Origin of the sequence: Myxococcus sp. SDU36, from assembly GCF_030168875.1 — a bacterium.
Taxonomy (GTDB): domain Bacteria; phylum Myxococcota; class Myxococcia; order Myxococcales; family Myxococcaceae; genus Myxococcus; species Myxococcus vastator.
The window spans coordinates 3,647,594-3,673,678 of sequence record NZ_CP077414.1 but is presented as its reverse complement, the minus strand read 5'-3'; the positions used below and the strand labels follow the sequence as shown (position 1 = coordinate 3,673,678).

Here is a 26,085-nt window from a genome sequence, read left to right as displayed (position 1 = left end):
CGTTGTGGGCGCATCCCGACAGCCAGGCGCCAAGGGCCGCCCGTGGCAGTCCGCACGTCCTGCTCGTGGGTGACCGCATCACCATTCCTCCGAAGCAGACCCGCACCGTTTCTGTCGGCACGGGAGCCACCCAACGCTTCCGGGTGAAGGGACGGCGCGAGCAGTGTCGGCTTCGGCTGCTGGATGAGGACCGGCCTCGCGTGGGCGTGGACTATCGCCTCGTGGTGGACGGCGAGGCGCGCTACGGCACCACGGACGGGGGCGGCTGGCTCGAGCACTGGGTGTCACCTGGCGCGCGCGAGGCCCGGCTCTCAGTGGAAGAGGGTGAGGACTATGTCGTGGACATGGGCGCGCTGCAGCCCGCGTCCACCGAGGCGGGGGCGCGCTCACGGCGCTCTCCGCCGCGCCCCTGGCCGCGGTCATGGGCAACCAGACTGCCTATGCCTGCCCCACGTGTGCCAACGCCATCAACTTCAATGTATGAACTCGCCGACGCTCGTTCAAGAAAGCCATCCTGCCCGCAGATGCCATTGTGCGAGCCCATTTATACGGGGAATCCATAATTTGCTTTAGTTCTTGATATTCATTCAAAGCGGGTTGTGGCGGAAATGAGCTGGATGAAGGGTCGGTTTGGTGACCTCGTGAACTCAGTGATGGGGCGGTCCAGACACCTCTGCCGCGGCGAGATGATGACGGAGAAGCATCCCGCGGCGAAGTGCGCCGTGGACTGGAAGTGAACACCGGCGTCTGGGTTTGACACGCGCTGGCAAGCCTTGGTCGGATCGGCAAGGGCTTGCAGAAATGTCATCTCATTTTTGGAGAAAGGTGCTTTAATTTCCTTACTCGCCTTCCGTTCCTGACGGAATTCGGGTGCAAGGAATTGTCCTTCCGCCTATCTCCTACTCGCGATGGCCCCTGCTCCGGGGCGGAGGTGGTTCCCTGCTCACGACTCAGGCAAGGACCCCTCCCAGATGCAAAGACAAAGAAAGACTCAGTGGGCGCTGCTGTGCTTTGTCGCCGTGGCGCTGTCCTCCTCGTGGGGGTGCGGAGCCTCCGTGGAGGAGCCGGCGGACATGGGCTCCGTCCAGTTCGCGGGCTCCATTCTTCAGGCACTCGCGGGGGACGATGTGACCCGGGTCACCGTCACCCTGAGCGCCACGGGAGTCCCGTCGGCCACGACGACGCTGGCCCTGGCGAACGGAGCCTGGAGTGGCTCGCTTTATCAGGTGCCCGCGGGCACCAACCGCACCTTCACCGCGGAGGCCTTCAACGCCGAGGGCGCGCTGCGCTACCGGGGGCAGGCCACGGGCGTCACCATCACCGCGGGCGAGGTCGCGGTGGTGGCCATCACCCTGCAGTCTCTCGACACGACGCCGCCCTTCGACAACACCGTGCCTTGCATCGACTCGCTGGTGGCGGCGGCCAGCACGGTGCTCCCGGGCGGGAGTATCACCCTGCGGGCCACGGCGCACGACCCGGACGTGAGCGACACCTTTACCTATTCGTGGTCGGCGGCGAGCGGCACCTTCAACTCCACGGGGACGGCGACCACGACTTGGACGGCGCCGCAGACGTCGGGCGCATATGTCCTCACGCTGACGGTGACGGATTCTCGCGGGGCCTCGGCCAGTATCAACCTCACTGTCAACGTCGTCTCGACGGACGGCGGCACGGCGGGCAGCGCCAGCGTCACCGTGTCCTTCAACACGTCGCCGTCCGTGCGGGGAATCACCCTCTCCCGTTCTCCGGTGCCGGTGGGCCAGAGCACCACCGTGACGGTGGACGCCGTGGACGGCGACGGTGACGCGCTCTCCTACCAGTGGACGGCGGCCTGCGCGGGCACGTGGACGGCGGCTGACACGGCCAGCGCGACGTTCACTCCGACCGCCGTGCCTTCCGGAGACTCGTGTGGGAACTGTCCACTCACCGTCGCGGTGACGGACCCGAACGGCGGCCGGGGTCAGGGCATGCTGCGCGTCTGCGTGGGACCGGGCACGGGGGCAAGCATTCCGCCGCGCATCGTCCTGACGAACCAGTCCGCGACATCGGTGGCCGGCGGTGGCAGCGCCACGCTTCGCGTGATTGCCGAGGATGGCGATGGCAGCGCGCTCACCTTCGGCTGGACGGCGAGCACCGGCACGGTGGGGACGCCGACGAACGGCTTCACCTCCAGCGAGGTCCGCTGGACAGCTCCGATGTGCGTGCCCGCGGGTGCCGCGCCGACCATCACCGCCACCGTGACCAACGCCAGGGGATTCTCCGCGTCGCACACCTTTAGCGTCAGCGTCCTCAATGGCACGGACTGCGGCAGCGGCGCCTCCGCGCGGTGGGAGACCACCGGCAGCATGGTTACGCCCCGCTATGCGGCCCCCGGAGTCCTCCTCGACTCCGGCAAGGTGCTGGTCGTGGGCGGCTACAACACGAACCCCCTGGCCTCGGCTGAACTCTATGACCCGGCCACGGGTGCCTGGAGCGCGGCAGGCAACATGGGCTCCGCGCGCGGGAGCCACACGCTGACGCGCCTGCCCTCCGGCAGGGTCATGGCCATTGGCGGCTCCATCGACCAGGCGGGCAACCAGTCGGTCCGGAACGTCGACATCTATGACCCCGCGACGAACACCTGGAGTGCCGCCACGCCTCTGACCTTTGCGCGCGCGAGGCACACGGCCACCTTGCTGCCCTCGGGCAAGGTACTGGTCATCGGAGGCGCCGCCAGCGCGGTCAACAGCATCCCCGAGGTCTATGACCCGGCAACGAATACCTGGGTGCCCATCGCAAGCATGGCCGCCACGTCGCGCGCCTCACATTCCGCGGTCCTCTTGCCCTCCGGGAAGCTCCTGGTCGCGGGCGGTAGCTCCGCCGCCGAGCTGTATGACCTCGCGACGGATACGTGGGCGCCCGCGACGGGGGCGAGCGGAACGAGTTGGAGTCAGGGCCATCTGCTGCCCTCGGGGCGGGTCCTCTTGCTCGCTGGCGTCAATTTCGCGTTGTACGACCCGGCGCTCAACCTCCAGGCGAGCGCGGGCACGCTGACCCACGCCAGGAACAATCCGACGCACGTGATGCTGGCCTCGGGCCGGCTGCTGGTCACCGGTGGCTCGCAGGCCATCAGCGCCATCACCGAGCTCTACGACCCTGCCACGGCCTCCGTCTCTTTCAGCGTGAGCATGCCCTCGGGCCGCCAGGGCCCCACGGGTGTCCTGCTCCCCTCTGGCAAGGTGCTCGTTGCCGCAGGCCACTGGGACGGCTCGTACCTCAACACCGCGGTCCTCTACTCACCGTGACGCCCGGCCCCGTCGCTCACGTATGTTCGTGACGAAATGAAGAGGCCCCGCGCGCGTCCTTGCGCGGGGCCTCGGGCTCTTGTGGTATCCCACCAAAACGTCGGCAATGGCCAAGCAGGGCCTGCCACCCGAGCAACAGGAGGCGTTGCGCGAGCAACTCCGTGGCCTGAGGCGATTCAGCAGCATGGACACCATTCTGGGCGCGGGACTGGCGGCAGCGCAGGCGCTGGTCCTCGCGGGCCAGGACGTCGTCGTGCTCGAGGCGCGCTCTCGGCCCTGCGGCCCTTCCACCTTCGGGGACGTCGCATCCTGGCCCCGCCGGTGATGATACGGACCTCCTGCGGGGAGTGAGGGAGGATGAGCCGCAGCTCGGCCTCGCAGGCCTCTATCGGAGGTACGTGGCGCCCCTCGTGGAGGCTGTCGGCGACCCCTTCCATGCGTCCTGGCCCGCTCCAGGCGCGACCCACCTCGATGGCTTGACGCTGCGTGAGGCCCTCGCGGAGCGGGGCGCTTCTCCAGCGGCCATCGACGCGGTGAGCCTGGGGCGGTTTGACCTCGTGGGTGATGGCATCGACGCGAGCTCGGCGCTTGGCGTCCTTCCGGCTCCCCGTCGCCCTGGCGGGGGCACTCGGTGGGAGGATTCAGTTCGGATGGGCAGCGAAGCGCATCGAGCAAGAACAGGGGATTGTCCGCGTGTATTGCAGTGGCAGCGCGGGAGCGCACAGGACGTTCACGGCGGAGCGGCTCGTGTGCGCCATCCGGTTCTCGGTCCTTCGTGACGTGGAGCTCGTCCCCGCCTTCTCGGCGGAGAAGCTGCGGGCGATTCGCGAGCTCGAGCATACGTCCGTCGTGCGCACCTTCATCCAATACCGGCGCCGCCCCTGGACGGAGTGGGGGTGGTCGACGGACCTCCCCATCATGCATGTCCTGGACGCCGCACCGACACAACCTCAGGCGTCAGGCATCCTCGAAGCGTATCGCGTGGGCCCGTGCGCCCGCGCGGCGAGCCCTCTCTCCGAGGAGGAGCGCATCGCCAGGACTGTTCGCGGGCTGAGCCAGTTCGCGCCAGAGGTGTCCTCCGAAGCGCAGCGCGGCACCTCCTACGCATGGGGCCTGGACCCTTGGGCTCGGGGCGCCTTTGCGTGGTTCCGGCCGAAGCAACTCACGCAGTGGGGGCGCCTGCTCGCGACGCGCGAAGGCCGGGTCCACTTCGCCGGAGACCAGACCTCTCCCATGCCCGGCTGGATGGAGGGGTCGCTCTTGTCAGGCCAACGCGCCGCCCGTGAAATCCTGTCAGGAGCCAGCGGGGGGGCATGGCGGAGGGGCCTGCGCGGCGCTTGAGCCGGACCGCGGAAGCGCCTTGCGAGAGCCCGTGCGGGCTGCTTCCTGGCTTTGGGGCCGTTGAAAGGGAAGGCGGCCTCCACCTGCTCCGCTGCTTCCTGTGCCGCACGGTGTCTTGAGGCGCGGTATAGGACGTCATGCGCATCGCCGTGACAGGTTCACACCGGGTGGGCAAGTCGACGCTGATTGACTTGCTCGGGGAACGACTCGAGGGGTACCGGCTCGCCGAAGAGCCGTACTTCCTCCTCGAAGAGTTGGGCTACGAGTTCGCGTCGCCTCCCTCCTTGGAGGACTTCCTCGAACAGCTCCGATTCTCGGTGGAGTTGCTCGAAGGCGAGAAGCGCTCACGAAACATCCTGTTTGACCGTTGCCCACTCGACTTCCTGGGATACCTCCAGACGCATGAGGACGCGGATTCGTTCGACCTGGAGGCGTGGCTTCCCCAGGTGCGCTCCGCCGTTCAGACGCTCGAGCTCATCGTCTTCGTGCCGATTGAGGAACACGATTTCATCCGGCTCCCGGCGAGCGCAGACCGCGAGTCGAGAGCCGCGGTGGACGATGCGCTCGCCCGGATACTGCTCGATGACCCATTTGAGTTGGGCGTGGAGGTTCTCCCCATCCAAGGCACTAGGGCTGCGCGAGTCACCCAAGTCATCGAGCGGCTGGCGCGCGGATAGCGCCGTCTGCCGCCAAGGTCGAAGGGTCGAAGTCGAAATGCGATGCCAGCGAACGCAGGTAGTCCGCTGCATCGAAGGCTTCGCCGACTGAGCGAACGCCCGCGTGCGCGCCACCGGCCAGGATACGCTCAACGGCTTCGACCACCAGCGGAGCGGTGAACGCGTAGATGTCGCGCCCGCTGGCTGTGACGCGGCGTTCCTCTGCACCCCGGCGGGCACGCACCTCCACCAGGAACCGCTGCGCGGAGCGCCCGGACGCATCGGTCGCCACAGGCGGTGGTGTGGAAGGATTGCTCAAGTCGTCCAGTGGCCTGGTGTTGAGCCACGTCCGCACTTGCATCGCTCGCAGGTGCCGGTGGATGAGGACCATTTCGGAGAAAGGCACCTCGGCCATCTCCTGCCTGCCGAAGGGGGCGGGGAAGTGCCACTCGGAGGGCCCCGCGGCGCCCTTGGGTGCGAGCTTGCCTGCCTCGATGACCACGCGCGGCACGGTGTTACGGCGGCCCGTGTTCCGCGTGCCTGGTGTTGGCCACCAGGCATCCAACGCGATGCCGATGCTCACCGCATCTGCCTCCGCCCATCCCGCGGTTGCCACGGTGGCAAGCAGGTCGGCGAAGCCGCCGTAGAAGCCGACCGCGGGCAGGACGAGTATTCCCGCGTCCTCCGCGGCAACGGAGAACCGCTCGAACAGCGCCTGCGCGCTGGCCTGCTCCGCGCTCACATCGAGGTAGTGGACCCTGGCGCGCAGCGCCGCCGCCACCAGGGCCTCCGCGGTGTCGAGGAACGGCCCGGCGCAGTTGACGATGACCTCCACTCCCACGAGCGCCCGCCCAAGCGCGTCGGAGTCCTCGAGACAGGCGGCGCGAAGCTCGACCTCCGTCTGCTCGAACGCAGCGGAAAGCCGTGCGAAGTCCCTGCCCATGGCCACGACCCGATGGCCGCGCCGCAGCAGCTCGGCAACGACGAAGCGGCCCGTGTGGCCATTGGCCCCGAAGACAGCGACGACATGCCTTTTCCCTGGGGAAGGATTGGAAGCGGTCAGGGGGTTCTCCTCTTGCCGTGACGAAACAGACCTGTCTGTTCGTTGCGTGGCGGGGACCCTACATACGGGTCTGTATCGCGTCAACGGCGGTGTACGATGATGCGGGGACAAGGAGTAGCCATGGCGACGACCCGAGCCCGAACCAAAGCCCCTCCACCGGAAGCGCTCGCGGAGGTGAGGGAGCGCATCCTCGCGACCGCCTCCGAGCTCTTCTACCGCCAGGGCGTACGCGCGGTGGGCGTTGACCTCGTCGTGGAGAAAGCGGGCGTGGCCAAGACCAGCCTGTACCGTTACTTCGGGACCAAGGACGACCTGATCGCCGCGTTCCTCCAGCGGGAGGACGAGGACTTCTGGGGCGGCTGGGACCGCGTGGCGCAGGCGAACGCCGACGCGCCGCTGGCGGAGCTGGAGGCTCACCTCAAGTGGATCGCCGAACGTGTCGCTCGGCCGAACTACCGCGGCTGCCCGCAACTGAACGTCGCCGCGGAGTTCCCCGACGCAGACCACCCGGCACGCCGCGTGGCGACAGCGCACAAGCAGGAGCTGCGGCGGCGCTTGAAGCGTCTTGCCGAGCGCCTCGGAGCCGGGCGCCCCGATGAACTCGCCGGACAGTTGGCCCTCCTCATCAACGGGGCGTTCGTGAGCTCGCAGACCCTCCTCGCCAGGGAGGCACTGCCGCTGCTGCGAAACGCCGCGCTCGCGCTCATCGAAGCCGCGCGCAAGGGGTAGGGGACGGCCCCGAGTCCATCGCAGGCGCGAGCGTGCTCGCGAGTCGACGGGCGGAGGCGCTCAATCCCGTACAGGACGGCGCCTCCGTGGGTTTGCGTCCGTTCGGAGGACTAAAGACAGAGCAGCTCGACCGACTGGATTCGCACCGCGCCATCGACGTTCGAATCGTTTGTCTGGTCGCCGATGGCGATGGTGCCGGTCGTCGTGAAGTTGCTCCGCGTGAGCTTCGCGACACCGTCGATGCTCACCGTCGCCACCTTCGCCGCATCCACCGCGAGCTCGTAGACATGATACGCGCCGTCCGTCACGGAGAACGCCGCGGACTGCGTGTCATCCGCCCAGCCGATCGCCGCGCTGTCGAGGTAGATCATCTGCGAACGATCCGTGGCGTTGCCGAACGGCATCGTGAAGCTCCCCAGGATGGCCGCTCCGCTGTCGAGCGAGTTGTGGGGGTTCACCGATTCGACCTGCATCGTCACCTGGAGCTTGAACGGCTTCGTTCCATCGAGCGCGTTCGCCCGCGCGATGAGCAGTTGGCCGCTCGTCCGCGCGCCGCTGTCCGTCGACGTCGCGAGGCGAACGAAGTCCTCGCCGTACGTGAGCGTGTTCGGCGTCTGCGCGACTGTCGTCCAGCCTTGCTCCGTGAGATCCTCGCCGCCGCGCAGCAGCGGAATGCTGGCGCGCGCCGTCCAGCTCGCCGTCGACGCCGCCGGCTGGCACGTTTCGCAGGGGTTCTCCGGGTTCACCGCCCCCTCGGCGTAGAGGATGCCAGCAATGAAGCACTTCGGGCCGCACAGGCCGTCCGAGCAAACCTGTCCCGGGCTGCATTGCGTCCCGTCCGCGCGCTGCGTCCACGTGGTCGCGGACGTTTCCGGCGCGCACTGCTCGCACGCATTCGCCGCGTTCACTGTCCCGGAGGAGACCTGCTGGTCGCCAATCTGACAGACCGCGATGCAGACGCCACCCTCACAGGCCTCCGTGGTCGCGCAGGCCTGGTTGCAGCCGCCGCAGTGCGCCGGGTCGGTCTCGATGCGCGTACAGGTGCCGTCGCACAGCTCGAAGCCGGCGCTGTCGCACTGCTCGGGCACGGACGCGTCGGGTGGACCTTCGGGAGGGGGAGAATCCTTGCCGCAAGCAGCGACGAAGCCGAGCACGACGATGCAGGAGAGCGCGATAGCGCGAAGGGAGGTCATGGTGCCCTCCACGTTACGCGCCCCCACTGTCCCGGCAATGGCGATGCGCTGGCTCCCCAGCGAGGCGGTGGTTTCCCCACGCGACGGGCGTGCGTGGACGTGCTACCCCAGGGCCATGTCTCGCGCTCCCCGAACCGACGCCTCACCCGAGGGGCCGTCCGCCTCCGTCTCTCAGTCCGAGCTGTCGCCGGGCTCCGCCTTCACCTGGCACTCCGAGAGCGCGGTGCCCGCGCCTGCTCGGCTGTCTCCCGTGAATGACCGCCTCAGCGCGGATACGGCGCTCAAGCGGGTGCGCCGAGGCGAGTTCCTGCTGTACTCCGGTGACTTCCACAACGCGAAGCAGCTCCTCGGCGCGCTGAGCCGGCGGCTCCCGCAGCCCGCGAAGGCGCGCTCGCCGCTGGAGGCCTTCCGTGCCGAGCGCAAGGCACGGCAGCTCGAACACGAGACGCTGTCGCGCATCGTCGTGTCCCTCGACCGCGACTACCGGTTAGGGCTCGCGCGGGCGCCGGACACTTCGCTGACCTGCCTGCAGGTGTGGGGGGCTCCCACGACGGACACCACCGTGGTCCCGCTCAAGCAGCTCCTGGGCATGCTCGGGGCGGCGGAGTGGCGTCGCAAGGGGCTCGCCGTTCCAGGCCTCACAGGGCTGCTTCACCCGCACTACGGCGTCTACCTTCCGACCCGCACGGACTATGTGGAGCTCCTGCTCTCCCTCACGGAGGTGAAGGGCAAGCGCGTGTTTGACATTGGCACTGGCACCGGCGTGCTCTCGTTCATCCTCCTCCAGCGGGGCGCGGCGTCCGTGCAGGCGACGGATTGTGATTCGCGCGCCGTGGCCTGTTCCCGGGAGAACGCGGAGCAACTCGGGCTCGGCAAGCGCTTCCAGGTGGCGGAGGCCGACCTGTTCCCGAAGGGCACGGCGGACCTCGTGGTGTGCAACCCACCCTGGATTCCCGAGCCGCCCAAGAACCGGGTGGACCGCGCGGTGTTCGACGAGGACAGCCAGTTCCTGCGGCGCTTCCTCGAAGGCCTCTCCGCCTCGCTGGCGCCTGGCGGTGTGGGCCTGCTGCTCCTCTCGGACCTCGCGGTGCTGCTCGGCCTGCGCTCACCCGGGTGGCTCGAAGCGGAATTCGAACGGTGCGGCCTGGCGGTGGAGTGGGCCCGGTCGACCCCGGCGCGGCACTCGAAAGCGAAGGACACGTCGGACCCGCTGCACATGGCGCGCTCTCGCGAGCGGACCACGCTCTACTGCTTGAAGCCGACAAGCGGGGGATGAGCGTGGAGCCCGCCAATGCCGAGCACTTCGTGGCCTTCGGCGCGTGGGAGAAGAGCCTGGACGGTGCGCCTACTTGCTGTCGAGGGTGAAGACGCCGTCCCAATCTTCGGGAGGGGGCGCCGCGAGCAGGGCCTCGCACCTCGCGGCGAACCGTCCCGAAGGCACGTCCTCCGGCGAGGCGAGGAACGCGGCTCGGGCCTCGGCGAAGCGGCGGGCCCGGTAGAGCGCGAGCCCCTCGGCGAAGCGCGCCAGGTGCGGTGGAGGCGGCGTGCCCGCCGGGCCTACCAGCTCGAAGACGCGTACCGACTGCTGCTTGCCCTTGACGCGCAGCAGGTCCAGCTCTCGCGCCAGCACCACGCCCCGGGCGGCGGAGAGGGTCTCCTCGGCCACCAGCGTGCGGGTGCCGTAGACCTTGGCCGCGCCCTCCAGGCGCGAGGCCAGGTTCACCGTGTCGCCGATGACGGTGTAGTCCTGGGCCGCGCTGGAGCCGATGTTGCCGGCCACGCCCTGCCCGGTGTTGATGCCGATGCGGCAGTCCAGCGGGGGCAGCCCTCGCGCAGTGAATCCGGGGGCGAGCCGCTCCACCGCCGCCACCAGATCCAGCGCGGTGAGGCACGCGCGCGCCGCATGGTCCTCCTGCGGCAGCGGCGCGTTCCAGAAGCACATGATGGCGTCGCCGATGAACTTGTCGAGCGTCGCGCCGTGCTTCGTCAGCACGCCGGTGGCCTGCTCGAAGTAGGTGTTGAGGACGGCGACGAGGTCCTCCGGGCTCATCTGCTCGCCCATGGAGGTGAAGCCCACCAGGTCGCTGAAGAGCACGGTGAGCATCTTCCGCTCGCCGCCCGGAGCGGCCTTCTCCGGGTGCTTGAGGAGCTCGTCCACCACCTGGGGGGCGAGGTAGCGCTTGAAGAGGCCCTTTATCTGGTCCCGCTGTCGCAGGCCGATGACCATCTCGTTGAAGGACTGCGCCACCCGGCCCACCTCGTCCGAGCCGCGCACGGGCACCTCGACGGTGAGGTCCCCCAGGCGCACGCGGCCGGCCGCGGCCTCCAGTTGCACCAGCGGCGCGGCCATGCTCCGCGCCATGAAGACGGCCGCCGCCAGCGCGAGCAGCGCCACGCCCACGGCGGTGGGGATGAGCCAGCGCTGGAAGCGCTGGAGGATGGGGTTGATCTCCGCGTCGAAGTCGCGCAGCACGAACACCTGGCCGATGCGGGTCCCATCCACGCCGCTCAGCTCACCCCCGCGCGCGAGGTAGTGCGTGCCTTCGATGTACACGTCGTGGGCCTGTCCGGACCGCACACCGTCGCCGTCGAAGAGCGAGCCCACGGGAAGCTGCGCGGCCAGGGCCCCGTCCTCCGTGCGCACGACGAAGCGGGCGCGGGTGTCTCCCAGGTGGGGCCCGGGGGCCCGGGGCGCCAGGGGTTCTTCCAGGAGCACGTCCCGCACCCACTGTCCGGACAGCACCACGCCCACCTGGTCCCGCCGCGAGCCGTAGGCGGGCTGCGCATGGACGAGCAGGAGGTCCCCTTCCCGGAGCGCCTCGGGAGGAACGAAGACGAAGGGCAGGGCGCGCAGCTGCGCGGGAGACCAGAGCGCGGAGGTGGGACCGCGCTGGAGCGACGTGGCGAGCAGGGGGAGGTCGACCGGGCCTTCGCTCAGTTGCTCCGGTGCGGCGCGCGTGTAGACGAGCCGCCCGCTGGCGTTGAAGAAGGCCCAGGGCAGCGGGCCGTCGCGGCTCCAGCCGAAGGCCTCGGTGTCCGCCGAGTCGATGACCTCGCGGGCGCTGATGATGCCGTCCGTCTCCGAGCTCGCGTCGCCCAGCCCCGCCTCGGCGTCGACGGAGTTCACCGACAGCGACATCTCCTTGAAGGAGCGGTCCAGCGTGCGCGCCTCGGCCACGTCGCGGATGCGCTCCTGGCTGGCGCGGGCGAGCTGCTCGAAGGCCTCCAGCGTCCGCTCCAAATCACTGGCGATCTTCTCCTTCGCCGCCGCCTCCACGGCGAGGTTGGTGAGCAGCAGCGCGGTGACGAGCGCCGCGCCCGCGAGCGCCATGAAGGCGAGGATGAGCTTCTTGGTGAGCGTCACGGGAGGCGCTCAGCGGTCCTTCTCGGAGTAGTCGGGCCGGGGGGTGTACTTCTTGCCACGCTTGTCCAGGTGGGTGTCATCGGGGCGGGTCTCCACGAGCGTCAGCGTGGCCGTGCTGGCGCGGCCCGCCTCCACGACGACCTCCTCGCGGGCGATGTCGCTCTTCTCGTCCCGCCGGTGCACCGCGAAGATGGGGTAGCGCCCGGGCGGCACGCCGCGCAGCACGAAGCGCCCGTCCCTGTCCGTCACCGCGAAGGCGCGGTTGGGGACCACCACCAGCGTGGCCACCATCTGCTCGTGGATGTCGCAGTAGACGTCGATGATGCCCGTCTTCTTGAACGTCTCCACGTACTTCTCGCCGGGCCGGTTCTTGCCCGCGTCGAACTTGCGGGCCACCGAGCGCGAGAAGACGTTGTGCAGCACCACGTCCTTGTTCAGGAACTCCACCTTCTGCCCGGCGACGACGGGCAGCACGCCTGGGGTGAACGCCTTGTTGGCCTGGCTCATCACGGCCACCTCGGCGGGAGGCTCCTCCGTGTAGCCGGTGAGGTAGACGACGATGCCGGAGCGGTCCGCCTTCGGCCGCGGCTCGCCGTCCGCGCCGATGACGGAGACGCGCACCTCGCCCTGGACGCTGCCCGGCTCCGCCGACGCGAGCGGCGCGGCCAGCAGGAGCGCCAGCAGCAGGGACTTCAGAGCGCGACTGCCCATATGAGCCTCGGCATGAAGCGGGGGGTTTCGGGGGCCACGGCCGTCAGGCCAATCAGGGCGCCGGCCGTTATCCACATCCGGCCGAACGTCCACGCCACGCTCGGCCCGACGAAGAGGTGCGGATCCTGGTTCGCGTCCTTCAGTCCGAACTCCCCGAAGGACTCGAGCGACACCTGCAGCTCGTCTTCGATGACGGGGTAGGCCACGCCGACGGAGTACGTCCCGAGGATGCGGACCGGCCCCGCGTCGCCGCGCAGCGAGGGGAAGCCCACCTGCGCGCCCAGGTCGACCGTCGTCCGGAGGCCGCTGTCCCACTGGTACGAGCCGACGAGGTCCACGTCCACGCGCGAGGGCTCCGGCGTGTTGATGGCCTGGTGCCACACCGCGCGCACGAGCGGCTGGAAGGCGCCGTCATCCCCCCGGGGGAAGAGCCGGTAGCGGAAGTCCGCCTCGAAGGACTCGAGCTGGGTGTCGGTCTGGTTGGCGCGCACCTGGAAGGGAATCGCGAGCTCCAGGTGCTGGCTCAGCCCGATGACGGGCCCCCACCATATCCAGTACACCGAGGGCCGGTCGGGGGCGCTGGGCGCGCGGCTGCGGGCCCACAGCCACTGCTCGAGCTCGACGTCCCCCTTGGGGACGATTTCGGTGTCAAAGGTCCAGATGAAGGGGCGACGCCCCGCCTGCGCGGGAGCGGCCCACGTCAGCCCCGCGATGCATGCCACCACTGTCACCCAGTGGGCTGTGCGCATTCGGCCTCCCCACCCCCGGCTCGGGGGTGCCTGTGCGGTTGACTATCGCACCTTTCTGATCGTGAACAGCGGCAGGAAGACGTGGACCAGCGGGCCGATGCCGACGGCATAGAGCACCGTGCCCAGGCCGACCGAACCGCCCAGCGCCCAACCGACGGCGACGACGGTCAGTTCGATGGCGGTCCTCACCCATTTCACCGGCCAGCCGGTGCGCGCCACGATACCGGTCATCAGGCCGTCGCGCGGACCGGGACCCAGCCCCACGCCGATATAGGCGCCGCTGGCCACGCCGTTCAGCACGATGCCCGAACCCAGAAACACGGCCCGGATCGGCAGGCCCAGGTTCGCCGGGAGCCACTCCATGCTGAAACCCGCGACCGTGCCGATGACCAGCACATTGGCCACGGTGCCGATTCCCGGCTTCTGGCGCAGGGGAATCCACAGCAGCAGCACGGCCATGCCAATCAGATTGACCACCAGGCCGAAGCCGATTCCGGTCGGAGCCGCGAGGCGCTCGAACACGCCCTGGTTCAAGACGTCCCACGGATCCAGCCCCAGCTCGGCGCGGACGATGAGCGCAATGGACAGTCCGTAGAGGACGAGGCCGAAGAACAACTGGAGCAGGCGACGGGTCATCCCGTCGATTTGCGCCAAACTGGCCGCTTGAAAAAGGGCCAGTCATGCCATTCTGGCTTCATGCCGCGCCGCTCCATCGGCACCGTCTCCCTGATGCGTCATCTCGGCGCCTGGCGCACGCCGGGGGCGGGCGCCGCTTATCGGCAACTGGCCGGGGCGGTCCGGCTCCTGATTTTGGACGGGAGACTGCCGCTGGCGGCCCGGCTGCCGGGCGAGCGGGAAATGGCGCAGGCGCTGGGTTTGAGCCGTACGACGGTGTCGGCGGCCTATGGGCGACTGCGGGATGACGGCTTTCTGACGGGCGGTCAGGGCGCGGCGGCGCGCACCAGCCTGCCGGCCGGACCGGGGCCGCGCAGGGCGTCAGAGGTCGAACCGGCGGCGGCGGGAATGATTGACCTGACCGCCGCCGTGCTGCCGGCCGATCCCAATGTCCACGCCGCCTATGTCCGTGCCCTGGAGCGGCTGCCGGCGAGTCTGCCCGGCCACGGCTACGAGGCGGCCGGTCTGGAAGAAGTGCGCGAGGCGGTGGCGGCGGGCTACCGGCGGCGGGGGCTGCCGACCTCGCCGGGGCAGATCCTGATCACCCACGGCGCCCACAACGGGCTCGTCCACCTGTTGCGGCTGACGGTGCGCCCCGGCGCTCCGGTGGTGTTTGACCACCCCACCTATCCGCAGGCCATCGACGCCATCCTGGCGGCGGGCGGTCGCCCCGTGCCGGTCGCCCTGCCGGACGGCGACGAGGCGGAGGGCTGGGACCTGGAGGGCCTTGCCTCGGCCTGTCGAGGCAGCGCCGCCGCCATGGCCTATCTGGTGCTGGACCACCACAACCCGACGGGACGGATGATGCGCGCGCCCGACCGCGCCCGGCTGCTGGCGGCGTTGAAGGGCTGCGAAACCCTGCTGGTTCTGGACGAGACCCTGGTCGAGCTGACGCTGAGCGGTCCGACCGCGCTGAGCGCCTCGGCCGTGGACGCGCCGCGCATCGTGCGGCTGGGGTCGATGTCCAAGAGTGTGTGGGGCGGGCTCCGCATCGGCTGGATCCGCGCCGACCGGGCGGTGATCCAGCGGCTGGCCCAGAGCCGGGCCAGCTTCGACCTGGGGGCGCCGATCCTGGAGCAACTGGCGGCGGTCGAGCTCTTGAATGACGGCGGCGCGGCCCTGGCGGCGCGCCGGCCGTTGCTGCGCGCGCGGCGGGATCATCTGCGGGCGCGCCTGGCGGAGCGTCTGCCGGACTGGTGTTGTCACTGCCCAGCCGGCGGCTTGTCGATTTGGGCGCGACTGCCAGCGCCGATCAGCTCCGCCCTGACAGTCCACGCGGCCGAGCAGGGGCTGCGTCTGGCCGCGGGGCCCCGTTTCGGCGTGGACGGCGCCTTCGAACGCCGCCTGCGCCTGCCCTACACCCTGCCGGAGGCCGACCTGGACGAGGCGGTCGAACGGCTGGTTCGCGCCGCGAAGACGGTCGGTCGAACGGCGAAGCCCGCTGTCTCGGCGCGGGGGGGGCCGGTCGCCGTCTACTGACCGCCCACGCTTTTCGCATTTGATGTCGTTGCTGCAAGGCTTCCCGAAGCCCCGGAAACACGAAGGCCGGTAGTCCCGAGTTTCCTCAAGAACTACCGGCCTTTATGAGTGAGCGGCGGAAGGGATTCGAACCCTCGACCCCGAGCTTGGGAAGCGCGGCCTCGACCCGTCCAGGCGTTACCAGCCATTCACAAGCCCTCAGAATCCTTGGGGATTCGGGGCAGGGGGCCGTCCAACCGTCCCAGCCGGTAGCAGGGAATCGCAAGGAGTTTGCTGCACCCGTGCTGCAAGGTCCGGGGCCCGCGCGGCTCCGTGGGCTGCCGAGCGGGGCGGAGCGCCTGCTCACCGTGCGGGAGGTGGCGGAGCGGTTGGCCATCTGCACCGCCACCGTCTACCGGCTGTGCGAGCGGGGCGAACTGGCTCACGTCCGGGTCAGCAACGCCATCCGCGTCCGACCAGCGGACGTGGACGCCTTCATTGCCCGAGGTCAAGGCTGACCTAGCGGTTCCCGGTTCCCGGCCCTATGGCGGGAACCGGAATCAGTCCGCCTGAGACCATGTTCAGTGGACCTATGCACTGGTGCTGGGGAGGATGGAGGAATGCGCTCTTTCCCCTTCTTGGTCTTGTTGGTGGCTGGTGCTGCGGCTGCGCTTCCGCCAAATGAGGGGGGGGAACTCGCGTACGTGTCGGCACTGCTCTATTCACCAGACTCAGTCGACGCGATGTCGATGGAGTGTCGGCCTACTGCCGCAGCACAGAACTCGCTCAGTGAGGTCGACTGCGTCTTCTCCCACTTGCTGGTGACAAAGGCGGCTCCCCCAACGCCCCACGAGACCGCAGCAGGGGCGGCCGAACTCCGCAAGCGCTATGCTGGAGATGAAGGGGTCAGGAAGGCACATGCGCATTGCCGCAGCGGGCTGGCGTACCTCAATGAGGTGCAAACCATCACAAAAGAGCCATCCAAGCTAGCATACCTCAGGCAAGAGCAGGCCGCGCTCAGACGAGTGTGCGAGTGCAGTTCCTCCGATTGCGTTGTCTCGGCGATGCGCGAAGTGCTCATTGAGCCGAGAAGCGCTTGTTCGGTCACCCACACGCGGTTTGAGCGCACGCTCAAGCGGAAAGCAAAGAACAGATGGGTGAGCGTCTCCGGGCCCGAGGGTCTGTGCGGCGTTGTGCTGACGCTCGTCCTTACATATGACCTCAGGGAAGAGGACTGGACGTACACCCAAACACGCGTTGTCACGGCTGAAGACGCGACGTGCCAAAAGTTGGCGTCCAAGATCACGGCGCACTCTCACCACCGCTACTTGCGGAGTGCACTGATGAACTGCGAGACCATCAAAACGCTGTTGCCATAGAGACTCCTACGGCGCACTTGCTGGAGCCCAGGCCGGAGCAGCACCGCGTTTCTTTAAGGCTGGGGGCGCGCGTCGTTCCAATCCCCTGGCGCAGAGACGTATCTGCTCGCCGTGCCCCGTCTGAGAAAGGAGAGGGAGCGGCCTGCCGAGTTGGAGAAGGATACGCGGACAGACGCCGCGTCAGAGTCCTGCGCTCCCTGTCCCCACGCTGAGTGGTGTTGCCGCGCACGTTAGGGCCCGCTCAGAAATTACTTTGCCGATTTCTGCACCTGGAGGCCGATTTCCGGGGGTGGGAACGCCTCTCAGGGCTAAGCAAATTGTGAGCGGGCCCTTATTTGATGCTCGGGTGAACCGCCTGGTTGATGGCCTCGGAACTACGGTTCCCCAGTCGCGTCAAGGCCTTGGCCGCCTCCGGCGGTGCCCTTCGGGCAGCCCTGACTCGACCGGAGAACCGCAGGATGGGAGCAATCAGTTCCGCTTCTCGCGGAAACTGCTGTCGCGTCAAGGAGTTGGGTCCCATCACGAGCGTGACCTCTGGTGGTCCGGCTCCGTGATGGCATTTTCGCAGCCTCCACTTGGGATTCCATCATCCAGTCGGTGCGAGAACTGGCCGGTCTCCCTCAACCACCGTGCTCAGCAACACTAAGGGTGTTGGCGTACGTGAAGGGAGCAGGCTGGGTGAGCGCGATTGTGGAGCACCTGGGGTTGCCCACGGCGAGTGCGCACCTGGCCCCTGCGCGAGGGCCGCCCCAGAGCGCGTGGTGGGGGTGAACGCATGCCAGCCGTAGCCAAGGCGCGCCAGTCAGCGGCCGAGCCCTCTCGGGAGCACGGCGTTGGCAGGGGTGTGCCTGAAGGGGGCTGCATGGTCGATCCACCGGAAAGGCGCATCGGCTTGGGGGCCCCCTCCAGCAGCCCGCTTCCCCCGCAGTGCCCCGGGCCGATCCCCGCAACAGTGCACTCATCCTTCCTATTGGCATGGTGGGCTTGCCCCGATTTCGTGGACAGTTTCGTTAAGCTGCCGCACTTGGGGTTGAGGCGTTCCGCTCGTACTCCTCGGGGCTGACATAACCGAGCGAGGAATGCCTGCGGCGGCGGTTGTACCACGCCTCAATGTACTCAAACAGCGCCCGTCTGGCTTCTTCGTGCGTCTGGAAGTTGCGCTCGTAGACGAGTTCCATCTTCAGCGAGGAGAAGAAGCTCTCCACCACCGCGTTGTCCCAGCAGTTGCCCTTGCGCGACATGCTGCAGTCGATTTCCTGCTTCTCCAGCAGCTTGCGGTAGTCGTCGCTCGCGTACTGGCTGCCGCGGTCCGAGTGGTGGAGGTCCGGCGCGGGGCGGTTGAGAAGGGCCATGGTGAGCGCGGACAGCACCAGGTGGCGGTCGATGGTGTCGCTCATCGCCCAGCCCACCACCTTGCGGCTGAAGAGGTCCAGCACGACGGCCAGGTACAGCCACCCTCTGCCGTCCAGATGTAAGTGATGTCGCCGGCCCACTTGCTGTTGGGCTTCTGGGGGGAGAAGTCGCGCTCAAGCACGTTGGGCGCCACCGGGTAGCTGTGCGCCGAGTCCGTCGTCTTGACGAAGCGGCGGCGAGCGCGGGCCCGTAACCCCCTCTGCCGCATCAGTCGAGCCACGCGCTTGCGGCTGACGCGGTAGCCTCGGGCCTTCAGTTCCTGGAATACGCGCGGACTGCCGTACCAACGTCGGCTCTCCGCGTGGACGGCAGCGACCACTTCGGTCAGCTCCTGTCCTTCGTCTTGCGCGCGGACTGCGGCCGGTGGGCCCAGGCGTAGTAGCCGCTGCGGGACACCTCCAACTGCTCACACATGAAGGCAATCGGGAAGTGGGCCTTCTGCGCGTGGATGAACGCGAACTTCACGTCGTCTCCTTCGCGAAGAAGGCCGCCGCTTTTTTTAACAGCTCTCGCTCCATTCTCAGCTGGCGGTTCTCCGCTCGCAGCCGCGCAAGCTCCTCCCTCTCTTCTTGGCGCAGGGCCCCCGGCTTGCCCTCACCGCGAGCCTCTTTCGCCCGCTCCACCCACGTACGCAGGGCGGACTCCGTGAGGTCCAAATCTCGGGCCACCTCCGGAATGCCCTTGCCCTCGTCCAGCACCAATTTCACCGCGCCGTCCTTGAACTCGCGTGTGAACTCCCGGCGCTGCCTCCGGCTCTTCTTCTGCTTCGCGTCACTCACCGACATTGGACACCCTTTCCACCACATCTCGGGTGTCCACGGAATCGGGGCAGGCTCATTGGCTCCTTCCGATTGGCATTGCCGTTGGCAAGGGGATTCGGCGCCGCGTCACGCCTTCGCGTCTTCTCGCGCCTGCGTGTAGCTGGCCATCAGGGTGGCCGTGGTGATTCGGCGGGACTCGTCCGGCCCGCGCGCGAGCGTGAGGTGGTGGACTCTTCCCTTGCCGGGCACATCGACGCCCTTGAAGTCGATGTCCGTCACCGTCCAGGGACCGCCCGCGGGAGCGGAATTCTCGACCCATCGGGACCCGACGTACAGCTGCGCGGCTTCGTTGAGTGAACTCATGCCCGGGACTCTACCCGTCCCTGTCTTTCGGGGAACGCCGCTCCTTTCGCCCTGCCCTTAGTCCAGGTCGCGCGTGAGGCTGATGACTCCTGTACGGTGGGCGTGCTCGGCCTCATCAACGGCTGCCCGCTCGAAGGTTGGGTTGGGTGACGTGCGTCCTTGAGGATGGGTGCCCAGTCCGCTTCGAGTGCACCCTTCCGCCCCCGACGGCGTGGACCTCCCGGCGAGGCGGGCGCTGACTACGCCCTGCGCCTGCACCACCGAGGTCAGTTCTCGGCGTCGTCCTTATCCTTGAAAGGCGAATACTTGGCCATCAAGTCACGCATCGTGACGACCCGGGGGGCGCGGCCGCCAGCCATAAGCTTGACGGTAAGGATTCTGTCCTTTTCCGGAATGTCGACAGTGGCCCAGGTGGAGGCAACCACCTTCCAGATGGTCTGGCCGGCAGTGCCCTCTCCGGTGGCAGCGCTGTTCTCGGTCCACTCGGACCCAATTGGTGCTTCGGCGGTGGTGGCGTTCGGGCTCATGCCCGGGACTCTACCCGTCCCTGGCTTCCAGGGAACGCCGCCCCTTTTCGCCCTGCATGCCCCCCTCGATTGAGACCGACCTCATCGCGCTCGCGGTGAGCCAGTTCCTGGTCCCCTCCTCAACGGGTTGCTGGCCCGGCGGCAGACGAAGCACGAGCAGTCCGTGGACCAGATGCCGTTGCTCGTTCCCTCAAGCAGGGGCGGAGCCGGGGCTGGAAGACGAGAGCCCCTCCTTCTGTGACGGTTAGCGGGCTACTGGGCGCCATGTTCAGCTAGTCAAGGCCCCAACCCAGGCCCACACACCATCGTGCGAGTCGGCCTCAACGCAGCCAGCGCCCGACCACGAAGAGACGTCCGCCTACCAAGCTAGCGCTCTATTTCAGTGCAAAGCATCCACCCGCCACTGGGGCCAAGCCGGCTCAGCACAGCACTTCCTCAAGGTAGGGCGGCTCGCGTCGTGCCAAGCCCCTGGAGCAGAGACCGCTGGAGCATCCGCGCCCAGCGGCCCCTGCGTCAGCGGTGCCGCGCCCCCTGGCGCTAGGAGGCGGGAGAAGACGGCGCGGGTTCCTTCGGACTCTCACCCTGGGATTTATCGGCGGACTCAGGAGCGGGTCCACGGGTCCGCTCGCTCGTGCCCTTGCGCCCCTTGCGCGCGCGCTTCTCTGGGTTCTCTTGGGACTCCATCCCACCGGCCTCCCACATGACCAGGGGGAACCGTAGAGGGCCCGAGGCGAACAGGACGATATCCCCAGGGAACTCGCCGCTTATCGTTGGGTCTTCCACCGCATTGTGCGGGGCCCACAAATGTGCGGGGCTCTCCTCGCTGCGAATCACGCGCCGCAGTTGCCCGATGCGCTCCGTCACCAGGGCCAGAATGGAGAAGATGCCCGAAGGAGCTTCTCTCTCGTGTTCGTCGTCCAGCGCCTTGCTGGCCAGGAGATCCGCGAGGAGTTGAGCCCCCCGCGTAGCTCCCGCCACAGTGGCGAGTTCCAGGTCAATGCTGACGACCGCCGGGGCGCTGGTGCGGTCCTTCTCTTCGGTCATGTAGGCCGTCCTTTCGAGGGTCACTGGCGGTCCGAAGGTAAACTATAGGTTGTGGTAACGTAAAGGTTACCCGGGCCAAATTGGCTCTGTGTCCCCACCCGGCAAGTCACAGCGCCCCGCACCGACCGCGACGCCGGAGGCCTTGGCTCCCGCAATCAAGCGGGAACTACGACGACTCGGGATGAAACTCCGGGAGGCCCGCCAAGCAAGGGGGCTCACTCAAGAACAGGCCGCCGAAATGATGGGGCTGCATCCTAAGTACATGCCGCGCCTAGAGGGGGGCAGTGCGAACCCCACCGTAGCCACGTTGGTTGCCGCATCTGCGGCTTACAAAGTGCCACTCCGCGACCTGTTCCCCAGCCCCGATGAGGTAGCTACCGGCATCTAAGGGGACGCGCGCTGACTGAGGGGGAGTCCATGACGACTGAGCGCAAGCACGCGGGCGGTCTTCCAACACTAGCCGATATCGATGCCAAGATCCGCGCAGCCATGGATAGTCCCGACTGCGTCTTCAAGGCTCCCATCACGCGGGCGCTGTTCGAGGCGCACTGGTTCGCATCGGAACTACTCAGTTTCGCTGGGAGACTGGTTCGGTTACCGGATGGAAGCGCGGATGATGAAACAAAGTTTCGGATTCTCAGAGATTTCGGTGCCGTAATGCGCGAAATGCCTCCGTTTGAGGAGCCGGCATGGGACGAGGCTGGCTACGCGTACAACAACACCATCGGCGTCGATTCTGTCGGAGCGCTTCGTAAGTTTGCGGATGCGCTTGAAAGCGCGAGCGTTGCAGCGCCGGACTACGCTGTCGGCCTCCTCCGACATGCGCGCGCCATACGCGAACTCCTCGCGAAGAGCGAAATCGCGGCGCAGGGCGCCGTTCGTCGTTCCGTCACGAAGGAGCGTCGCTGGTACATGCTTTGGAGCGCAGTCGCGATTGTGGGGCTCTTCTTCCTCTGGGGACGACCGCTCTCATTCATGGTCGGACTCGGGTTCCTCTTGTGCGTGAGCGTGCTTGCCGAATGGCTAAAGGCAGGAAGGACGCGAACCGAAGTGGCGCGGCGCTGCGCTGAAATTGGATGGCCGCTCAGGAGGTAGTTTCCCGAAGAGCCTAGACACCCTCTGGTGGCGTCCAAATTACCCTTCGGCGCAGTGCTTCACAGGAGCAAGTGGCCGTGATCACTAGTGAAAACCTTGGCAAGGCCCCACCCCCCTCCCCCCGGCAGCGGCGGCGGCGACTGGTGAACTTAGGAAACGTGAGGACCGGGCTCGCCGACTGCCTCCGCGCGCTGGAAGACGGAACCATGGAGGCCAGCAAGGCACGGGCGCTCATTTACGGGTACTCGGTACTCGCCGGCATCATCCAGGGCACCGAGTTGGAGGAGCGCCTCGCCAAGCTCGAAGCCGGAACCAAGCACGAGGGCTCTCCCCGCGCGGGAGGACTGGCGTGCGCGCGGTAAAGCTGCGTTCCCGAATCGAAGCCCTGGAACGTCGCGCAAGCCGGGATGCGCCCTGCCTGGCCGTGGTGGAACTGTATGAGGACGACGACATGACCTCGGCGGAGCGGTGGCTCAGTGAGTTCGAGGCCAGTTCCCCCCGGGGTGTAGCTGTGGTTATCCGGCTGTTGCTGCCTCGCCCAGCGGGAAAGCCTCCGCTCTGGGCAGCGGCTGATGGCGGCCAGTTGCGATAGAAGAGCGTCGCGCAGGCACGGCTGGCCAGCCGGGCACGGTTCCCAGACGTGGCAGTCCGCGCCCCTTCCATCTTCTGGGGAGTACCCGGGGCGTACATGGGCAGGAAGAAGCGAGAGAGTCCGCCATGGGCGAGCGCAGAAGAGGCGCTGGCCGAATGCAAGCGCCGCCTCGGAGATGCACGATGCGCGGCGTTACTGCGAGGACTCCGGCGGAAGGTCCACCGCCCAACGCGCCTACGCGAGACTGCGGCGCTCTGGGAGAGCTTGAAAGCGCTCGGGCCCGGTCTGCGCACCATCAAGAACACCATCAAGGCGTCGCGGGCTATCGAGAGCGAAGGAACCGGGCCGTATCCAGCGACCCTGCGCGAGCAGATCGAAGATTCGTGGGAGGAACTGGAGAATGCACCTGTGGGGCCTGCCGCAGTGCGCGCCTTGCTTGAACGGCTGGAACCTTGGCTCCGCGAAGGAGACGAACTTCTGAAGGAGGCCAACCGAATCAGGCCGCGAGGTGAAGTCACGGAAAGCAATGCGCAGGAGACAACGACGATTGCCCGCTACCTCGTCACAGTGTCTTCAAAAGAAGGATGGTCCATCACGAAGAACATCGCGGCACTCTTGGAGGTAGCGCACGGCAGCCAGTTGCCGCAAGCCCCGGATGCCCGAGACTCCGCCTGGGAGCAGCGCCTTGAAAAATGGAAGAAGGCACTGGAGCGAGCGCGGGCGAGCGCATCCTTGGGCCGAACAACTCGGGGGCGCCGACCGACTGACCAGTGAATTGAGGGGGGACAACCGCTCCACGAATCCGCCAGCCGTCCCCACGTAATCAACAGGCCGGACGACTCACGATTGCCCTGCTCTTCACAGCACGGAGGCAATCGGTGTCGGACGCAGAAACACTTCCCGGTCTTCTCAGGCTCCCGGCGATCCTCAAGCTCATCCCCGTCAGCCGTTCCACATGGTGGGCGGGGGTTCGCTCGGGTCGTTTCCCTCAACCGGTCAAACTCGGGCCTCGCATCACCGCATGGCGCGCCGGCGATATCGCGATGCTCATCGGCGAGTCGCGCGCGCGTGGAGGCCGGTCGTGAGCCTCTTCCTCCCAAATTGGTTCTCCGAGGTGCGCGAGCGGGGCGTTGAAGCAGTCGCGCGTGGGCTCGGCCTGGAAGTTGGCAGGCGCGGGCCACGCGGGGCATTTATCAGGCCGTGTCCCGCCTGCGGGGCGACGAACCGTCACCCTTCACGCCGTGACAAACGCGGTGCCGTCGGCCTCACGCCGGATGGGCGCGGCTGGCGCTGCCACGAGTGCGACGCTCACGGCGACGCTGTGACGCTCGCCGCATGGGTCATCGCTCAGAACCCCAGGCCGAGTGACTGGACATCGGTGCGCGCAGCGTTGGCGGATGGCCTGGCGGTTTCACTCGCGTCGCCCTTGCGTATGCAGCCCATGGCGCCATCACGCGCTCTGCGCCCCCCGAAAGCCGAGCTTGAGTCCCTCTGGCGCGCGAGCTTTCCGCTGGATGCGGTCCCCTCCGGCCTTGACCCATCTTGGACCGGAGCCGTCCGCGTCTACCTCTCGACGCGCGGCTTCGACATGGGATGGCTCACCATGCCGGAGACCCGCGCGCTTGCTCGCATCCTTCCGCCACCCGAGCGCTATCCATACCCGCCGTGGTGGCCTTACCCGCCGGACGTGTACCGGCTCGCCCTCTTGGCCTTCGAGTCTGGTGGTGAGGTGGCTTCGATTCAGGCACGCGCCATCCGGGCGGACCTGCCAGCGAAGGACAAGACGCGAAACCCGCGAGGGTTCTCCTACGCGGGAACGCTCTTTGCCAATGGGCGGGGCCAGGAGTTCCTCCGGGCAGTGCGGGGCGCGGAGACTCTGGCTGCCCTCGAAGCCGTGGTGGTGACCGAGGGGCTCACGGACACGCTCAAGCTCGCGCAAGTCGCCTGCCGTTATGGGCGGCGCTGGGCCGTGCTCGGCATGGTCGCCGGGAGCGCGAACGCCTTCCGTTCCCTCTCGGCTTGGCCCACAGGGATTCCTTGTTGGGTCGCGACCGACGGAGACGAGGCCGGAGACCGCTACGCCATCCAAGTCCGCGAGGCTCTCCCGGCAGGAGTCACGGTCGAGCGGGTGGATTTTGCTTCCCGCCAGGAGGTCACGCGATGAGCGGAGACGATGCCGCCGGCCGCTCGGATGCGGAAGTGTTCGCTGCCGTGACCAATGGCCGCAAGCCGGTTCCGGTTCCGCCTACAGGGTCGGGAACTGGGAACCGGTTCCCGGAACCACCGGGAACCGCCGGAACCTCTCCGCCCCTCTTCGAGTCCCTCACGGACTTCCTTGCGCGCATTAAGGACTTGCCGCCCCTCTCCTGGCTCATCAGGGAGGTGGTTCCAGATTCTGGCAACCTCCTCATTGTGGCCGCACCAGGAGTGGGCAAGACGTACCTTGCGCTCATCATCGCCAAGAGGGCGGCAGAGGCGGGGCGACCCTCCTTCTTGGTGTTCGAGGAGGGGCGGCCGCGCAGCATGTTTGACCGCTTCACGGCCCTTGGATTCCTCCCGGATACCCTCGTGCATATCGCCCATCGTAAGGGCGTGCGGCTTGGTGATGCTGCGATACGCGAGCAAATCGCCGAGCATCTGCGCGCCCACGAGGCGCCTGTCCTGGTTCTCGACCCGTTCTCCTCGCTGTTCCTCGGGAATGAGAACGACACCGAAGCCGTGAATGAGGCGAAGGAGCACATCCAGGCCCTAGCCACCATCAACCCGCGTGCGCTCATCGTACTGGTGCACCACACCTCGAAGGCGGGCGAGCGCGGCGAGGGGCCACTCATCTACGCGGCAAGGGGGAGCACCGTGCTGTCGGGTTGGGCGGATATGCAGGTGAACCTCACGCGAGAGGACACGCCACGCCACTCGGGGCTTGTCTCCTTCGTGGCGCAGGTGGCGAAGGGGAGGGATGGGGAAACGGCGCAGCGACACCTGTTCACGCTCTCCCTTGCCGATGGCACTGTGACCATCGAGGACGTGACCGAGACAACCGCGCAGGACAAGGAGCAACAGGTACGGCGGGTGCTCGCCTCCGCGACTCTCCCTCCCAACAAAGCGCAGTTGGCCAAGATGGTGGGTGGGAGACGGCAGGTTGCTTTCCGGACCATCAACGCGATGGAAGAACGGGGCGAAATCAAGTGGGAAGGACGCGGGTACGTCCTCGCCCCAGGCACCGCCGCTGGGCACTCGCAAGTGGAGGAGGGCTAACGATGAGCACCTCACTTCCCTTCGAGAACCTGTGGGACGCGCGAGACGTGGCGCGCTTCCTCAAGGTGAGCCGCTCGTGGGTGTATCAGAAGACGGAGGCGGGCCTGTTGCCGTGCCTGCGTGTCGGCGGACTCGTGCGCTTTGAACCGGAGGCAGTGCGCGCGTGGGCGCGGGGGGACCGCTCGCCTCCTGCCCGCATCCTTCCGCTCCCCCGGAAGCCCATCTCATAGGGCGTGCTGCCACTTGTGTTACACTGACCCGATGAAGAGAGATTCGACCTTGAACCTTCGGTTGCCGGTGGCGGTAAAGGAGGCCCTTGCCGAGGCTGCGGAAAAGGACCTCCGCACCTCCTCCGGCATGGCAGTTCACATCCTGGCCGAGTGGCTGACCGCGCGGGGCTATCTCGCGCGCCCAGAGGCCACACCCGCGAAGC

At 67.6% G+C, this 26,085-nt stretch carries 26 protein-coding genes and 1 pseudogene; 17 read left to right on the top strand and 10 right to left on the bottom strand.

Features of this window, described 5'->3' with window-relative positions:
* Positions 1–1,073: 1,073 nt before the first annotated feature.
* The 4 genes from KGD87_RS14300 (at position 1,074) to KGD87_RS14285 (ending at position 5,302) form a co-directional block, all read left to right on the top strand.
* Complete coding sequence (locus KGD87_RS14300; protein WP_284667977.1) at positions 1,074–3,284, top strand: Kelch repeat-containing protein; 2,211 nt, start codon at positions 1,074–1,076, stop codon at positions 3,282–3,284.
* Between the two features lie 184 nt (positions 3,285–3,468).
* Positions 3,469–3,609 (top strand): FAD-dependent oxidoreductase, encoded by a 141-nt coding sequence (locus KGD87_RS14295; RefSeq protein WP_284667976.1) that lies wholly within the window; start codon positions 3,469–3,471, stop codon positions 3,607–3,609.
* 263 nt (positions 3,610–3,872) lie between these two features.
* Positions 3,873–4,625, top strand: a complete 753-nt coding sequence (locus KGD87_RS14290; protein WP_284667975.1) for a flavin monoamine oxidase family protein — start codon at positions 3,873–3,875, stop codon at positions 4,623–4,625.
* 137 nt (positions 4,626–4,762) lie between these two features.
* Positions 4,763–5,302 (top strand): AAA family ATPase, encoded by a 540-nt coding sequence (locus KGD87_RS14285; RefSeq protein ID WP_284667974.1) that lies wholly within the window; start codon positions 4,763–4,765, stop codon positions 5,300–5,302.
* On the opposite strand, the gene KGD87_RS14280 is transcribed toward KGD87_RS14285, so the two are convergent.
* Positions 5,277–6,428 (bottom strand): saccharopine dehydrogenase NADP-binding domain-containing protein, encoded by a 1,152-nt coding sequence (locus KGD87_RS14280; protein WP_284667973.1) that lies wholly within the window; start codon positions 6,426–6,428, stop codon positions 5,277–5,279. The two genes, KGD87_RS14285 and KGD87_RS14280, sit on opposite strands and share 26 nt — an antisense overlap.
* Before the next feature lie 36 nt (positions 6,429–6,464).
* On the opposite strand from KGD87_RS14280, the gene KGD87_RS14275 reads away from it, so the two are divergent.
* Positions 6,465–7,073, top strand: a complete 609-nt coding sequence (locus tag KGD87_RS14275; protein ID WP_284667972.1) for a TetR/AcrR family transcriptional regulator — start codon at positions 6,465–6,467, stop codon at positions 7,071–7,073.
* Between the two features lie 110 nt (positions 7,074–7,183).
* On the opposite strand, the gene KGD87_RS14270 is transcribed toward KGD87_RS14275, so the two are convergent.
* Positions 7,184–8,266, bottom strand: coding sequence for a hypothetical protein (locus KGD87_RS14270; RefSeq protein WP_284667971.1), 1,083 nt, complete (start codon positions 8,264–8,266; stop codon positions 7,184–7,186).
* Positions 8,267–8,381: 115 nt separating this feature from the next.
* On the opposite strand from KGD87_RS14270, the gene KGD87_RS14265 reads away from it, so the two are divergent.
* Positions 8,382–9,542: a 50S ribosomal protein L11 methyltransferase gene (locus KGD87_RS14265; RefSeq protein WP_284667970.1), complete on the top strand. Its 1,161-nt coding sequence runs from the start codon at positions 8,382–8,384 to the stop codon at positions 9,540–9,542.
* Positions 9,543–9,611: 69 nt separating this feature from the next.
* Here KGD87_RS14265 and KGD87_RS14260 read toward each other — a convergent pair whose 3' ends face one another.
* From KGD87_RS14260 to yczE, 4 genes are read right to left on the bottom strand one after another with little or no spacing between them, the layout of a single operon-like run.
* Entirely contained in the window at positions 9,612–11,630 is a 2,019-nt protein-coding gene (locus tag KGD87_RS14260) for an adenylate/guanylate cyclase domain-containing protein (protein ID WP_284667969.1), read from the bottom strand.
* A 9-nt stretch (positions 11,631–11,639) separates the two neighbouring features.
* Entirely contained in the window at positions 11,640–12,341 is a 702-nt protein-coding gene (locus tag KGD87_RS14255; protein WP_284667968.1) for a carboxypeptidase regulatory-like domain-containing protein, read from the bottom strand.
* Positions 12,323–13,090 (bottom strand): hypothetical protein, encoded by a 768-nt coding sequence (locus KGD87_RS14250; RefSeq protein WP_284667967.1) that lies wholly within the window; start codon positions 13,088–13,090, stop codon positions 12,323–12,325. The genes KGD87_RS14255 and KGD87_RS14250 overlap by 19 nt, the downstream gene beginning before the upstream one ends.
* Before the next feature lie 42 nt (positions 13,091–13,132).
* Positions 13,133–13,744, bottom strand: a complete 612-nt coding sequence (gene yczE, locus KGD87_RS14245) for a membrane protein YczE (RefSeq protein WP_284667966.1) — start codon at positions 13,742–13,744, stop codon at positions 13,133–13,135.
* A gap of 42 nt (positions 13,745–13,786) precedes the next feature.
* Here yczE and yczR point away from each other — a divergent pair, with 42 nt between their 5' ends.
* From yczR to KGD87_RS14230, 3 genes are all read left to right on the top strand, one after another.
* Positions 13,787–15,244 (top strand): MocR-like transcription factor YczR, encoded by a 1,458-nt coding sequence (yczR, locus tag KGD87_RS14240; RefSeq protein ID WP_284667965.1) that lies wholly within the window; start codon positions 13,787–13,789, stop codon positions 15,242–15,244.
* Positions 15,245–15,525: 281 nt separating this feature from the next.
* Positions 15,526–15,741 (top strand): helix-turn-helix domain-containing protein, encoded by a 216-nt coding sequence (locus KGD87_RS14235; RefSeq protein WP_284667964.1) that lies wholly within the window; start codon positions 15,526–15,528, stop codon positions 15,739–15,741.
* Positions 15,742–15,843: 102 nt separating this feature from the next.
* Positions 15,844–16,602, top strand: coding sequence for a hypothetical protein (locus KGD87_RS14230; protein ID WP_284667963.1), 759 nt, complete (start codon positions 15,844–15,846; stop codon positions 16,600–16,602).
* Between the two features lie 1,010 nt (positions 16,603–17,612).
* Here KGD87_RS14230 and KGD87_RS14225 read toward each other — a convergent pair.
* The 4 genes and pseudogenes from KGD87_RS14225 to KGD87_RS14210 form a co-directional block, all read right to left on the bottom strand.
* Positions 17,613–18,800: pseudogene (locus tag KGD87_RS14225) on the bottom strand (IS3 family transposase).
* Positions 18,801–18,902: 102 nt separating this feature from the next.
* Positions 18,903–19,139 (bottom strand): hypothetical protein, encoded by a 237-nt coding sequence (locus KGD87_RS14220; protein WP_284667962.1) that lies wholly within the window; start codon positions 19,137–19,139, stop codon positions 18,903–18,905.
* A gap of 266 nt (positions 19,140–19,405) precedes the next feature.
* The gene (locus tag KGD87_RS14215) at positions 19,406–19,666 is read right to left on the bottom strand and encodes a hypothetical protein (RefSeq protein WP_284667961.1); all 261 of its coding nucleotides are present in this window, start codon (positions 19,664–19,666) and stop codon (positions 19,406–19,408) included.
* A 537-nt stretch (positions 19,667–20,203) separates the two neighbouring features.
* On the bottom strand, positions 20,204–20,710 hold the full coding sequence (locus KGD87_RS14210; protein WP_284667960.1) for a hypothetical protein: 507 nt from the start codon (positions 20,708–20,710) through the stop codon (positions 20,204–20,206).
* Between the two features lie 181 nt (positions 20,711–20,891).
* On the opposite strand from KGD87_RS14210, the gene KGD87_RS36910 reads away from it, so the two are divergent.
* From KGD87_RS36910 to KGD87_RS14180, 8 genes are all read left to right on the top strand, one after another.
* The gene (locus KGD87_RS36910) at positions 20,892–21,098 is read left to right on the top strand and encodes a helix-turn-helix domain-containing protein (protein WP_350102206.1); all 207 of its coding nucleotides are present in this window, start codon (positions 20,892–20,894) and stop codon (positions 21,096–21,098) included.
* Between the two features lie 29 nt (positions 21,099–21,127).
* Positions 21,128–21,805 carry a hypothetical protein gene (locus tag KGD87_RS14205; protein WP_284667959.1) on the top strand — a complete coding sequence of 226 codons (678 nt, stop codon included), beginning with the start codon at positions 21,128–21,130 and terminating at the stop codon, positions 21,803–21,805.
* A 158-nt stretch (positions 21,806–21,963) separates the two neighbouring features.
* Positions 21,964–22,167 (top strand): hypothetical protein, encoded by a 204-nt coding sequence (locus KGD87_RS14200; RefSeq protein WP_284667958.1) that lies wholly within the window; start codon positions 21,964–21,966, stop codon positions 22,165–22,167.
* 494 nt (positions 22,168–22,661) lie between these two features.
* Entirely contained in the window at positions 22,662–23,171 is a 510-nt protein-coding gene (locus tag KGD87_RS14195; protein ID WP_284667957.1) for a hypothetical protein, read from the top strand.
* Positions 23,172–23,275: 104 nt separating this feature from the next.
* A complete protein-coding gene (locus KGD87_RS36905; protein ID WP_095956843.1) occupies positions 23,276–23,482 on the top strand; it encodes a helix-turn-helix transcriptional regulator in 207 nt (68 codons plus the stop codon).
* A gap of 518 nt (positions 23,483–24,000) precedes the next feature.
* The gene (locus KGD87_RS14190; protein WP_284667956.1) at positions 24,001–24,561 is read left to right on the top strand and encodes a toprim domain-containing protein; all 561 of its coding nucleotides are present in this window, start codon (positions 24,001–24,003) and stop codon (positions 24,559–24,561) included.
* On the top strand, positions 24,558–25,652 hold the full coding sequence (locus tag KGD87_RS14185; RefSeq protein WP_284667955.1) for an AAA family ATPase: 1,095 nt from the start codon (positions 24,558–24,560) through the stop codon (positions 25,650–25,652). The genes KGD87_RS14190 and KGD87_RS14185 overlap by 4 nt, the downstream gene beginning before the upstream one ends.
* Before the next feature lie 2 nt (positions 25,653–25,654).
* Positions 25,655–25,882 carry a helix-turn-helix domain-containing protein gene (locus tag KGD87_RS14180; RefSeq protein ID WP_284667954.1) on the top strand — a complete coding sequence of 76 codons (228 nt, stop codon included), beginning with the start codon at positions 25,655–25,657 and terminating at the stop codon, positions 25,880–25,882.
* Positions 25,883–26,085: the final 203 nt, after the last annotated feature.